This is a genomic window from Pirellulales bacterium (assembly GCA_033762255.1).
Taxonomy (GTDB): Bacteria; Planctomycetota; Planctomycetia; order Pirellulales; family JALHPA01; genus JANRLT01.
In genome coordinates, this window is sequence record JANRLT010000065.1 from 160,118 (window position 1) to 173,610 (window position 13,493).

At 56.0% G+C, this 13,493-nt stretch carries 9 protein-coding genes; 7 read left to right on the forward strand and 2 right to left on the reverse strand.

Translation table 11 applies throughout. From position 1 onward, the window contains the following. The first annotated feature begins 89 nt into the window (after positions 1–89). Positions 90–932 (forward strand): hypothetical protein, encoded by an 843-nt coding sequence (locus tag SFX18_18050; GenBank protein ID MDX1965054.1) that lies wholly within the window; start codon positions 90–92, stop codon positions 930–932. Positions 933–1,109: 177 nt separating this feature from the next. On the opposite strand, the gene SFX18_18055 is transcribed toward SFX18_18050, so the two are convergent. Continuing rightward, entirely contained in the window at positions 1,110–2,168 is a 1,059-nt protein-coding gene (locus tag SFX18_18055) for a hypothetical protein (GenBank protein MDX1965055.1), read from the reverse strand. 376 nt (positions 2,169–2,544) lie between these two features. Here SFX18_18055 and SFX18_18060 point away from each other — a divergent pair, with 376 nt between their 5' ends. Then, a complete protein-coding gene (locus SFX18_18060; protein MDX1965056.1) occupies positions 2,545–5,481 on the forward strand; it encodes an ATP-binding protein in 2,937 nt (978 codons plus the stop codon). Here the strand turns inward: SFX18_18060 and SFX18_18065 are convergent. Further along, positions 5,478–5,975 (reverse strand): hypothetical protein, encoded by a 498-nt coding sequence (locus tag SFX18_18065; GenBank protein MDX1965057.1) that lies wholly within the window; start codon positions 5,973–5,975, stop codon positions 5,478–5,480. The two genes, SFX18_18060 and SFX18_18065, sit on opposite strands and share 4 nt — an antisense overlap. Positions 5,976–6,300: 325 nt before the next feature. Between SFX18_18065 and SFX18_18070 the strand changes: the two genes are divergently transcribed. From SFX18_18070 to phoU, 5 genes are all read left to right on the forward strand, one after another. Then, positions 6,301–7,362 carry a phosphate ABC transporter substrate-binding protein gene (locus tag SFX18_18070; protein MDX1965058.1) on the forward strand — a complete coding sequence of 354 codons (1,062 nt, stop codon included), beginning with the start codon at positions 6,301–6,303 and terminating at the stop codon, positions 7,360–7,362. Between the two features lie 69 nt (positions 7,363–7,431). Next, positions 7,432–10,206 (forward strand): ABC transporter permease subunit, encoded by a 2,775-nt coding sequence (locus SFX18_18075; GenBank protein MDX1965059.1) that lies wholly within the window; start codon positions 7,432–7,434, stop codon positions 10,204–10,206. Next, entirely contained in the window at positions 10,196–11,779 is a 1,584-nt protein-coding gene (gene pstA / locus SFX18_18080; protein MDX1965060.1) for a phosphate ABC transporter permease PstA, read from the forward strand. Before SFX18_18075 ends, pstA begins: the two co-directional genes overlap by 11 nt. Positions 11,780–11,847: 68 nt before the next feature. Continuing rightward, positions 11,848–12,693 (forward strand): phosphate ABC transporter ATP-binding protein PstB, encoded by an 846-nt coding sequence (gene pstB, locus SFX18_18085; GenBank protein ID MDX1965061.1) that lies wholly within the window; start codon positions 11,848–11,850, stop codon positions 12,691–12,693. A gap of 138 nt (positions 12,694–12,831) precedes the next feature. Next, entirely contained in the window at positions 12,832–13,488 is a 657-nt protein-coding gene (gene phoU, locus SFX18_18090) for a phosphate signaling complex protein PhoU (GenBank protein MDX1965062.1), read from the forward strand. Positions 13,489–13,493: the final 5 nt, after the last annotated feature.

Genomic DNA, 13,493 nt, shown 5'->3' on the forward strand with positions numbered 1-13,493 from the left:
AGTGCGGCAACTTTTCTTTTTTGGAACAGAACGGTTCGTTTATTTTTCGCTGGCTCACAGTTGCCCGGCGAGCTTTTGGGAGAGTTTCGATGCGCGTATTCCCTATCTTTTTGAGTATGGCCCTGTGTGGGCTGCCAGCGTGGCTTTGCCAAGGTGCCAGCCCCGCAACATCCCCCTCGAACGCGACCAAGCCCGCGGCGACAACCCCCGCCGTCGAGGTGGAGTTGTTTAGCGGCATGTCGAACGGTCAGTTGGATGTGCAGATCATCCACACCGATCAATCGCGCGAAGCAAAAATTCGCATCAAGAACAATGGCAAGGACCCAGTCGCGGTCAGGCTGCCAGCCGTTTTTGGCGCGGTCCCTGTTCTGGCCCAGGGGGGGTTGGGGGGTGGCGGCATCGGTGGCGGCGGCGGTAACAATGGGGGTAATAACCAAAACCAAAATAGCGGCGGCGGAATCGGGGGGGGTGGCGGCATCGGTGGTGGCGGGGGTGGTGGCGGTATCTTTAATATCGCCCCTGAAAAAGTGGGAGAATTAAAAGTCGCCATGGTTTGCCTGAACCACGGGCTACGCGAGCCAAATGCTTACATCAAGTATGAAATGAAGCCCCTGGCCGAAGTTAATTCCGATCCGCATTTAGAAAAAGTCTTGATCGCGCTTGCAAATGACAAAGTCAGTCAACGCGTGGCGCAGGCCGCTACCTGGCATTTTGCCAATGACATGAGCTGGGAAGAACTGAACGCAAAGAAGATCAATCGCCTGGGCCGAGCGGATGACCCTTACTACAAGCAGGGTGAATTGCAGGCCGCCGTGGCCTTTGCCAAAATCATCGAAAAAGCCGTCGCGGAAGAAGCCAAAACCCGCGCTAAAACCAAGTCCGCGGAATCCACCGACGAATCCACGACGGACGCCTCTATCAGTAAAAAGTAAACGCCGCGCAACGCACGGCAAAGTGTTGCAGGAAACTGACGCACTAATCAAACAAAAACGCCCCGGAGACATCCGGGGCGTTTTTTTATGGGCCTGATAAGCAACGCACTGCTGAAATTGGACCAAAGTCAATTATTTGATCTTGCTATCGCCAAACTCGGCTGCCACGTCCCACCATTAGGCTACCGCCTGCCCGGGGAATGGCTTTGTCACTGATTCCCTTACTCCAGGCGTGGTTAGTTTTCCCACGCACATCCCGCAACCCAAGGCGACGACGGAACTCCATTGGGCACCCCAATATTGATTGATCGGCATACCAATGCAGCCAAAAGCCAGCAAATAGATGACCCCCGTGGCCGCCACCCGTAGTTCCCACGACTCCCGCGCCAGCGACCACCCCCGGGCGGCAACGGTCAGCACGACCGCGCTCAACCATTGCGGCTGGACCAACAACCAAACATTCATTTGCACCAGGGAAATCACAAACGCCGCCCCGCCAAACGCCAGCCAGCCTTGGCTATGGGCCGTGGCATGGGGTGTTATTCTCGGCAGCACCATTTGTAAATGCGCCGCATAAAACAACACATACAAAATCAAAATCGTGACCCATGCGGCTAATTCTCCGCGGCGGCGTTCTTTGGCGGCAAAAAACAGACAAACGAGCACGTACGGGGCGGCCAGTTCACGAAAAAACAGGGCCATTCCCCCCGCCGCCACTGCTGTGACAGGCCGCTGGCAACCATAAGCCGCCAAGGATAAGCCGACTAAGATTCCTGACCAAACTTCAGGAAGCAAGTATGCGGTTTCCAGCATCACGGGTAAGACGCAACCGATTAAAAGGCCCAGACCCGTTCCCGCCGCCAGCAATCCTCCTCGTTGATATAACGCCTGGCCGGCAAAGCTCAATAGCAATACGCCCAGGCAAACTAGCAATAACCTTCCCCCTGTTTGTCCCACCAGGGCAATCACCGCCATGGGAAAAGGGGTGCGCCAGTTGAACACACTTTTTGTGGGATAACCACGGGAGACAAGTTCGGCGGCGGCGGCATCGTAGAAATTTTCTCCAGCTTGCATACGGGCGATTTCCGCAGCGTACAGGGCTGGATCTCCTTCGCCGGAACGCGTCACCGTGGCAAAACCACTGGCCCAGGGAGATACCGTAATCAACACCAAAAGCAAACCCAGGATCATCCAACACCACTCGTGGCACCATTCGGGGGAGCAGGTGAACTGCATCTGCAAAAGAGTTGCAGTCGGAGTTGTGGCGGAGCGGGAATTCATATTTAGTCAACAGGAAAGCTTGGTTTATGGCCACTCAAGTGTAGCTTATGCCGGGAACCGCATGATTTTGGCGGGTAGCCAGCTAGAGAGAGCCAGAGTTGGCCCCAGTTGCAGCACATTTGTGGAAAAAAACGGGTTAACCGAGTTTGCGGGAATTTATGGAAAGGCATTGGCAAAGAGCGCAGCACACCTGCGGGCATCCGCATAAACTAACTAGCGTCAAGGGGTATTCCGCAATATTTACTAGGCGCATTAACAGGTGATTCAACCGAGACGATAAAAACGGAGCTAGCACTCTTTTTTTGTCTTGCCGAGTCGCGCCTTGCGTTCTATGTCAACAATATTTGCTCGTGCAATATCCTATGCAAAAGCAGATCCCGTCCCCTGGCTATGCCTGGCGGTGCTTTTATCAATTGGTGGCTATGCGTTGTGGGATTGGCGACTGTTGGCCGGTGATGCCATCCCGTTGTTAATTATGGTTGGGGGAGCGGTGGTAGTGGGATGGATGGCCATTACCGCTAGCGTGAGTCGCATTTCCGGCTATGCGCGACAAACCCACGCCAATTTCGAGCGGTTGCAATCACAATTGAGTTCCCTCATCACCGCCGTGCCAAATGGAATGTTGTTGATTGACGAGTGGCAAATAATCTGCCATGCCAATCCCGCGGCTGAACGAATTTTTGGGTATCAAACAGGCGAAATGTTGGGGCTAAAAGCTCGGGAGCTATTTTTGGTGCCGCCGTGGCAAGAAGGAGCGGTGAAATTCCCGGCACGCAAAGATCAAACCCCGCTGGGAACATTATGCCAAGAACGGGATGTGCGGGGGGTGCGCCAAGATGGCGGAATCCTCTTGCTGGATGTTTCGCTAACGGCAGTTCCCACGCCCGGTCCGGCACGCTTGTTGATGACCGTCACGGATATAAGCTATCGTACGACGATGGAGCGAGAACTGACGTCCCACGCGCAAGAATTAGCAAGACAAAACCGGATACTCGAGGAAAGCGGCGAACGGATGCGAACGTTGCTGGAAGGGACGGATGTAATCGTCTGGGAATATGATCCCGCCAACGAATGCTTTTTGTATGTGTCGCCGCAAGCGGAAAAATGGGGGTATCCCCTGTCCAACTGGCTGAAACCTGGCTTTTGGGCCAAGACCCTGCATCCCGCCGATCGCGAGGATGCCATGAATAGTTGTAAAAAAGAGACCCTGGCCGGCCGGGACCATCGCATTCAGTATCGCATGCTATCCGCCCGGGACGAAATCATCTGGATTGATGATATCATCTCGGTAAAGCGGCAAGCCAATGGCAAATTGATCTTGCGGGGTGTCATGATTGACATCACGGAACGACGCAACTTAGAAGAACGGCTGGTGGAACAAACAGCGCAATTGCAAACCCTTTCGCGCGTGAAAGTAAATTTTATCCAAGGCGGGGATCCGATCGCGGTCTTTAGCGAGTTATTAAACGAGACCTTGCGCGAAACCCTCAGTGAATATGGGTTTATTACCGAAGTGCGGTACTCCCCTGATAATCAGCCGTATCTGTCTACCATTGCCTTTGCGGATATCTCGTGGAATCAGGCCGCTGCCGCATTCCTGCGCTCGCGCGGGAACCAAGAGTTGGAATTAAAGAATCTGCGAACGCTGTTTGGCGTGGTGCTGACCACGCGCGAGGTAGTATTAAGCAACCATCCCCAGACGGATCCACGGCGGGGAGGATTACCACCAGGCCATCCCGTGTTGGACTCATTTTTGGGGATTCCGCTCTTAAACGGGGATGAATTGGTGGGAATGATCGGGTTGGCGAATCGGCCCGGAGGCTACACGCTGGATCTCCTGGCGGGGCTAGAGCCGTTATTAGTCACCAGCGCGCAATTAATTAGCGCCTGGAAAATTGAATGCCAACGACGCGAAGCCGAGGAACAGCTTCGCCAGACCTTGCAAGATTTGCACGCCCAACAATCCCGCGTGGAAGAATACGCGCGCCAGTTGCAGCGTAATAACCAATTGCTAGAAGAAGCCCGCGACGCGGCCGAGTCCGCCAATCGCAGCAAAAGCGAATTTTTAGCTAATATGAGCCACGAAATCCGCACACCAATGACCGCCATTGTGGGGTTCGCGGACTTACTGTTGGAAGAAGGGGATTTGCGAAGAGCGCCGGAACTGCGCATCAATGCCGTGCGCACCATTCAGCGCAATTGCGACCATTTGCTGGGAATTATCAACGATATCTTAGACTTGTCAAAAATCGAATCCGGCAAAATGGCGGTGGAAATGTTGAGTTGCGCGCCCGTGGACATTATCGAGGAAGTACTCTCCACGATGCGCGTGCGGGCCAATTCCAAACAGATCAACCTGGTTTTGCAGTACCAATCTAAAATTCCCGCCCGGATTACAACCGATCCCATGCGTTTGCGGCAAATTCTAGTCAATTTGGTGGGTAATGCCATTAAATTCACCAACCAAGGAAGTGTCACCTTGTCCGTGCGATTGTTGGACCAGATTCCTCCCGCCCTACAGTTTGATGTCGTGGATACCGGCATCGGCATGAGTATGGAGCAGCAAGCGGAAGTCTTTAAACCTTTTTCGCAGGGGGATACATCCGTAACGCGCCGCTTTGGAGGCACGGGACTGGGGTTATGTATCAGCAAACGGCTGGCCCAATGCCTGCAGGGAGACATCACCATCGTGGAATCCGAGCCGGGAAAAGGGACGCGTTTTCGGGCTATCATTGGCACCGGTCCATTAGAACAGACATGGTTGATATGGCCGCCCCATGCGAATGAAGAATTAGAGACGGATAATGTCTTTATACCCGCCAAGGAAGCCGACTTGCCCCTGGCGAATCGCTTTATTTTGTTAGCGGAGGACGGCCCCGACAATCAACGGTTGATTTCGTTTTTGTTACGCAAAGCGGGAGCCACGGTCACGGTGGTGGAAAACGGGGAAATGGCCGTACAGTCGGCCTTGGAAGCGCGTGACAGAGGCACACCCTACGATGTAATTCTAATGGATATGCAGATGCCCCTGCTGGATGGCTACGGAGCGGCGGCCCTGCTGCGGGCCAAGGAATATACTGGCAAAATTATCGCCTTAACCGCTCATGCCATGGCCGGCGACCGCGAAAAATGCTTGGCGGCCGGCTGCGATAGTTACACCACTAAGCCTGTTAATCGCGAACGACTTATTTCGGAAATTATGTCGCAGCTATCCCTTCAACCCGATTCCGCCAGTTGGGACGCGGCCAACCCATCCCTCGCGCACTAAGGCCGCGGGCCGACCGCCGCCTGGCGAATCGCTTTTTGCAATTGTCGCCGCCAACGGCTGCCGACCATTCCACAGGCATACGCTAAAAAAAGGGTGAGGACCACCATTCCGCCACACCAAGGAAGCGCGGAACCTCGAATCTCCGTCAAATCCCAAAAGAGCTGCTTCTCGGCGGGAGTCACCAGGCAAACGGCAAAGATCGCTCCATACGCGGTCGCCAAGATGGCATAAGCGACCATCGAGATTCTCAGAGTCGTCCAGTCGGGAATAGTCAACTGCCAAATGGCCAACCCCAACTGCCACAAACCCACCAACATCACAACCCGGGCATACTGCGGGGCAAACCCGCTGCCGGTATGAACCAAGCCCGGTAATAGTGACAACAACCCCAGGCTGCACATTCCCGCGACGAGCCACAGAACGGCACGTTCTTGGCGGGGCGTGGTGAACGCTCCGCCGGAATGAAACGGCGCAAGTTTGGGGGAATTAGCCATGATGTGTCTCATACAGGCGCGTCGGATATTGGCAGGCTAAAACAATTTTTTCGGGTGTTCTTTGGGAACGGCGTTCTAACTGGCCAGACCAGCAAGTTCCAACACGCGAGCTTGGGTTGTTTTCGCCGCTGCCAAGTGTTAGTCTGCATGCACGACTTCGCGCGGTCAAGCTGGCCCCGTCGCCCGACCCGACGTCAATTTCGCTGGATTTCGGCCAAATTTCCGGGTTTTTACCGGGGATGCCTAACGACCGGATATTGCCTCATCATTTTCTCACAATTTATGGCTAAAATCCACATTTTGCCGCTAACCCTGTTGTAAAGATATGCCATATCCGTTGAACACAATACATCGGCTGACACGGTTGATGCTGGCTTCGCTGGGATTTTGCCTGCTGGCCGGTTGCTCTCCCTCCCCGCCCGTTGGAACCGGGACCGCCCCTACCCAGTCCACCCCCGCGACCACCGCCGAACATGCGTCCCAATTGGAAGAACTTGCTCCCTATAAAAAAGGGACCGAAGAACTGTCCGGCGATTTTATTAGCAAAGGCTCGGACAGCATGTCCCAATTGATGGGATTTTGGACGGAAGAATTTCGCAAAATCCATCCTGGCATTCGAGTTCAATTGGAACACAAGGGGTCCAGCGACACGCCCAAGGCCCTCGCGCTCAATCAGGCGACCTTTGGTTCGATGAGCCGCGATTGGAAGCCAGAGGAAATCACCGCTTTTGAAAAAGCGCATGGCTATCAGCCCACCACCATCAAGACCAGCATTGATATGCTGTCGGTCTTTGTGCATCCCGATAATCCCCTGACCGGCCTAAGCCTGCCCGAACTGGACGCCATTTTTTCCAGCGAACGCAAAGGTGGCTTTCCCACCGATGTGAAGACCTGGGGCGATCTGGGCGTCACCGGCGAATACGCCGACAAACCGATTAAGCTGTATTCCCGGGATTCGGCGTCGGGAACGTATTTGTTTTTTAAGGAACGGGCCTTGTTTAACGGCACGTACAAGTCCTCCACCAACGAAAACGTGGGGAGCGCCGCCGTCATTCAGTCCGTGGCGGAGGACCGCTATGGGATCGGGTATTGCGGCGTGGGCTACACCCAAAACGCCGCGGTCAAGGTGCTGCCGCTGAGCATGGAACCAGGGGGCAAAAAAATCCCCCCGAACGTGGATCACGCCTATGACAATTCCTACCCCCTCTGCCGATTTTTGTATCTCAGCATCAACCAAGAACCGGGCAAGCCCGTGGTTCCGCTCAAACGCGAGTTTTTAAAGTTTGTTTTATCCCGCGATGGCCAAGCACTGGTGGGGAAGGAAGGCTACATCCCCCTCAATGCCGACCAGGTCCAGGAAGAACTCACGAAGCTGCAACTCCCTTAATTTGATCTTATCCGGGTTTGCCGGGACTGTCCGCGTGTTGGACATGAGTCACTCGCCGCCGCTTGTTGTATGAATGCCCCCGCTAAATTCACTGGACATCAACGCCGGTTGGTCACCAGCCCCTGGGTCAAGTGGTCCGACAGTCTAGCGCGGACTTTGATCACGGTGGGGGGCATTGGCACGATCATCGTGGTTTTGCTCATTTGCGTGTTTTTGGTCGTGGTGGTGCTACCGCTGGGAAGTTCCCCGCGATTGACCACGGGTGCAGAGCTTTCGGCCTTACCAGCGCAGGGTGCCCCATTGCTGGCGATCCGCTTGTCGGCCAATGGCAAGCTCGCCTGGCAAATCGATCAATCCGGCGCTTGGAGCGTGTGGGAGACCACGCGGGGACGCACACTGTCCACGCTCTCATCCGATCAAACGGGGCTTTCCGGGATCACTCTGCTTAGCGTGCTGCCCGATGGTCGACTACTGGCAGCCAACGCCAGCGGGGAATTTCACTATGGGCGAGTAGCCAACGTAACCACGTTCCACAATCAGCCCCCCAAAATACCTGCCAATAACGCCGAAGAAGGCCAAGCTTCCTCAAGCACGACTACCGCTGTTCCCATAGCCGGAGCCGACCCATCCCCGCCAGCGGGGAACGAACCCCTCATTCTGGGAGAAAAGCTGTGGTCCCAACTCCCCTCCGGCAAGTGGCGGGCGGATACGCTGGAACTGGTCTGGGAAAGGTATTTTCCCTGGCAATTAAGTGGCCCCCCCCGCGCGTTGGCTCTGGCCAACAATAACCCCACCGCGTTGGTTGCGGCGGCACTTCGCGACGATGGCGCCTGCCAAGTCATGCGCATGCCGCTAGTGGGGGGGGCGTTGCAGCCTACCCAGGGAAAATTGATCGCGGATTTCCCTGTATTAAATGAGCAAGGTCAGGCTCCCCGGTTTATCGGTCTGTCGGGGCTAGGTGATTTATTGTATTGCCTGTGGGAAGATGGGACGCTGGAGTGGTATCGGCTGGGGACGGAAGTGGCCCAACCCGGAAAGCGGCCGCTGGCCTACACCCCGGTGAAGGTGCTTTCAAACCTCTCTTCCACATTGCCTAGCGGCACAAAAGTAACCACCCTGGAAATGCTGCTCGGTGGAACAACCCTTTTAATAGGCGATAGCGCTGGGTTGGTGCAGGCGTGGTTTCCGGTGAACCCTTCTCCGGGAATGACGCCCAACGAACCTTCGTTGGTTCGTGCCCACCAGTTTCTCGGCCAGGGGGGGCCTATCCGCCAACTGATCGCCACCGAACGCAACCGTACTGTTATTTCGCTGGCTGAATCAGGCTCACTCCGCTTATTGTATATCACCCTGGACCGAATTCTGGCGGAGATCCCCGCCGCCAAAGAGGGGCGGAAATCGCCTATCACCCACGCCGCGCTCAATGCCGAACAGACGCGGTTGGTGACGCTTTCCCAGGTAACGGAAGCCGCGACATCCGCCCCCACGGGGAGGATTGCTACCCGCGCGGCGCAGGCGTGGGACTACGAGGCACTGCATCCCGATATTACCCTGGCTGGCATCTTTTTGCCTGTCTGGTACGAAGGATCACGCCAGCCCGTCTTTCAGTGGCAAACCTCTGGCAGCGAAAGCGCGGAGTTGCGGTTTAGCCTGATCCCGCTGATTTTTGGCACGCTGAAGGCCACGTTTTATAGTTTGCTGTTTGGAGCTCCCCTCGCTTTTTTAGCGGCTATTTTTACCAGCGAATTTTTGCATCCTTCCACCAAGGCCCGCGTCAAGCCCCTGATCGAGATGATGGCCAGCCTGCCTAGCGTCGTCCTGGGCTATTTTGCGGGAATGCTCTTTGCCCCATTTTTGGAACATCACTTGGGACAGGTCTTTGCAGCGCTGGGACTGGTACCCCTGGGCTTGATTTTAGCGGCGTATTTGTGGGAACTCCTCCCCCAGCGGATCACCCTGCAGGCTGGCTCCTGGCGGTTGGTTGTAATCGCGCTCGCGATTATTCCCGGAGTACTCTTGGGCGTGTGGTCGGGACAGACGTTGGAACAGTGGATCTTCGGCAAATCTATCATGGATTGGCTTAACGAGTCCCCGACCAACCCGCTGGGGAGATCCTCTCCGTGGGGGGGCTGGTTTTTATTGCTGTTGCCCTTGGTGGGAATTTTTATCTCCATCAGCGGGGGCCGATGGGGGGATGTCTGGCTGCGGAGAAAGTCCCAAGGCTGGTCCCGCCCCCGCGCGGCGCTTTTAAATATTGTCAGGTTTTTTGCCCTGATTGCCGCCACCGTGCTGGTGACCGCCCTCATGGCGGCGCTCTTAACACAAGTCGGGCTGATGCTGGGGTTTGACATTCGGGGAGGGGCGGACTCGGTGGGCTTTGAGCGACGGAACGCCCTGGTTGTGGGCATTACCATGGGCTTTGCCATTATTCCCCTGATCTACACCATTGCCGATGACGCGCTTTCCACCGTGCCTAATCATCTACGGTCGGCCTCACTGGGGGCCGGGGCGACTCCCTGGCAAACGGCGGTGCGGATCGTGATACCGATGGCCATGAGCGGCCTGTTTTCGGCGTTGATGATTGGCCTGGGACGCGCCGTGGGTGAGACGATGATTGTGCTCATGGCGGCGGGCAACACGCCGATAATGGAATTCAGCATATTTAACGGGTTTAAGACGCTTTCGGCGGGGATTGCGTCGGAGATGTCCGAAACGCCCGCCGGCAGTACGCATTACCGGGTGTTGTTTTTGGCCGCGTTGGTGCTGTTTATGATGACCTTTGTGATAAACACCCTTGCGGAGGTCGTGCGGCAGCGATTCCGCCGGAGGGCGTATGAGCTCTGACGAATCCCCCTCCAGCGCGGCTGTCGCGGATACTCCGCGCCGTCGGCGGGGCTATCGCCGCCAGCCATCCAACTACTTTTTATTAAAAGCGCAGGGCGAGCCCCTGATCTGGCTGACCGGGGGGGCATTATTTATCGCGCTGGCGATGATTTTTGGCCTGATCGGCTACATAGTCATTCAGGGGGGGAGCACGTTTTGGCCCGCCCCGATCCAAGCGCTCAAGCTAGCGGCGGGAGGGGTGTTTGTCGGGGAACTGCAAGCCACCGACACCTCTGACGCCGCAGCCACCCGCTGGCGTTTCCAGGGGAGCAATCAACTGAATGGCGGCCGCATGGACAAATGGGTGCGGGGGAATGATCTCTTATCCGCCGAGGCACTCTCTCCCGCGGCGCTGGCGGCCTTTCCCCCCGCGGTGCGGGAGCCTTTTCCCCGCGATGCCGTGGTGGTGGAACGATTGAGCGATGGCAAATTGATCGGCATCTTGGCCGCGTTTGTCCCAGCGGAGGGACCTTCTATCACGGATCCAGCCCTGGCCCTGGCGGAATTTGAAAAATGGCATCGCGAATCGCAACAACAGCAGGCTTCTCGGTTAAAACAAAAACAGGACGAGGAAGAGAATGCGGCCATCCTGGTGCGGGTCTTTAGCCGTACGAACGAGGGGGTCGAAATCCGCGTCCCTTTGCCAGAAATTGTCCGCCTGGTCACGCCCAATCAACTGGGCTGGTTCGGCAAGCTGGGCGTGTACGCCAGTCGCTGGTGGGAATTTGTAAGCTCTTCCCCGCGCGAGGCCAATCTGGCTGGGGGGGTGTTTCCCTGTATTTGGGGAACGGTGGCCATGACACTCTTTATGTCGATCCTGGTGACGCCCTTTGGCGTGCTGGCCGCGCTCTATTTGCGGGAATACGCCCAACCGGGATTAATCGTCAGCATGATCCGCATCGCCATTAATAATCTGGCGGGCGTTCCCAGCATTGTCTTTGGGGCGTTTGGGCTGTTTTTCTTTTGCACATGGCTGGGGGGCGGGATCGACCGGTTATTTTATCCTGCGGCCGTGGCCGAGGGTCAGGCCGTCTTTGGCAAGGGGGGTCTGCTGTGGGCGTCGCTGACCATGTCGTTATTGACCTTGCCGGTGGTGATTGTCGCAACCGAAGAAGCGCTGGCCGCGGTGCCGAACTCCATGCGCGAGGGATCTTACGCCTGCGGCGCCAGCAAGTGGCAGACGATCCGCCGCATTGTGCTGCCCCGCGCGTTGCCGGGGATCATGACCGGGTTGATCTTGGCCATGGCCCGCGGCGCGGGAGAAGTCGCCCCGCTGATGCTGGTGGGGGTGGTCAAGCAGGCCCCGGACCTGCCATTAGACTGGAATTTTCCGTTTTTGCATTTAGAACGAAGTTTCATGCATCTGTCGTATCACGTGTTTAACGTGGGATTCCTTAGCCCAAATAGCGCCGCCGCCATGCCCCTGGTCATGACCTCCACGTTGCTTCTGATTGCCATCATCACCATACTAAATGTTACCGCCATTTGGCTGCGAAATTACCTGCGGCGCAAATATCAGTCCAGCCAGTTTTAATGCGGCGCGGGGCGGGCGGTTTATCGGTCTTTTAATCATTTCCTGTTTTCTTTCAAGCGCGATCAATCATGGCCGAGGCTGTTATCACCGAAAACCGGCTTACCCGTGTCACCCGGGGGGAAGTGATTCCCACCGAAACGCACGCCCAGGTGGCCAAGGAGCAGCCGGTGCTGGAGATTGATAATTTTCAGTTATGGTATGGGTCAAAGAAAGCCCTGCATGGGATCAGCATGGCCATCCCCAAAAATAAAGTGACGGCGCTGGTGGGGCCTTCGGGCTGTGGCAAATCCACGTTACTGCGATCCGTGAATCGCCTGAATGATCTGCTAACCAATGTCAAGATCGACGGCGACATGCGGCTGAACGGCGATTCGATCTACCACACCGCCACCAACGTCATCGACCTGCGCAAGCGAATGGGTATGGTCTTTCAAAAGCCCAATCCCTTTCCCATGAGCATTTATGAAAACGTGATCTATTCGCTGCGAATTGATGGGGAGCGCAATCGGGGCGTCCTGGACGAGGTTTGCGAACGGAGCCTGCGCGGCGCCGCCCTGTGGGACGAGGTAAAGGACCGCCTGCACGAAAGCGGCCTGGGCCTGTCGGGCGGGCAACAGCAGCGGTTGTGCATTGCCCGCGCGATTGCCGCCGAGCCGGAGGTGCTGCTCTTGGACGAGCCTTGCTCGGCGCTCGACCCCATTGCCACCGGCAAAATCGAAGATTTGATTAGCGAATTGCAGGGATCGTATTCGGTGCTAATGGTCACGCACAACATGCAACAGGCTAGCCGCAGCAGCGATTATACGGCGTTTATGTACCTGGGCCGCTTGATCGAGTACGGCCCCACGACCGACATTTTTACCAAACCACTGCTAAAGGAGACGGAGGATTACGTGACAGGGCGATTCGGATAATCCTGGCACGCCATTTGCCTGAGGGGATGTAAAAGATGTTAACAACCGGGGCTGGCCGAGTGTTGGTAAACAAATTGCCGCGTGGACGATAATTTTTTATTGTTATAAAATTGAGGGAGATTGCCGGGAATCATTGTCATGAAGCATACCGAACGCCAAATACAACTGTTAAAGCAAAAAATCCTAAACGAAGGGGGATTGGTCGAAGAGGCCATTGCCAACGCCATCGCCGCGCTGGTTAACCGGGACGCCAACTTGGCTCAAAAAGTGATCAACGAGGACCAGATCATCGACCAAATGGAAGTTGAAGTGGAAGAGGACTGCCTAAAAATTTTGGCCCTGTATCAGCCGGTGGCCGCCGACTTGCGTTTTGTGGTGGCGATCCTTAAAATCAATAACGACTTGGAACGGATCGGCGACCTGGCCAAAAATATCGCCAAACGGGCCAGTTATTTGGCCAAGCGCGACCCGCAGGATTTGCGCATTAACCTGCGGGAAATGGCGACCAAGGTCCAGGCCATGGTTAAATTATCGCTCGATTCGCTGGTCAACGGTAGCCCGGCGCTCGCGCGGCAAGTCCGCGCCGAAGACGACGAAGTCGATCGCCACCGGGAAGTCATCCGCGATGTGATCATGCGTGAAATTCGCAATTCTCCCGCGCAAGTGGAAAGCCTGTTAAAGCTCAACTCGGTATCCAAACACCTCGAACGAATCGCCGACATGGCCACCAACGTGGCGGAAGACGTCATTTACATGGTCGAAGGGGAAATTGTCCGGCATAAACTGCACGATTAAATGGT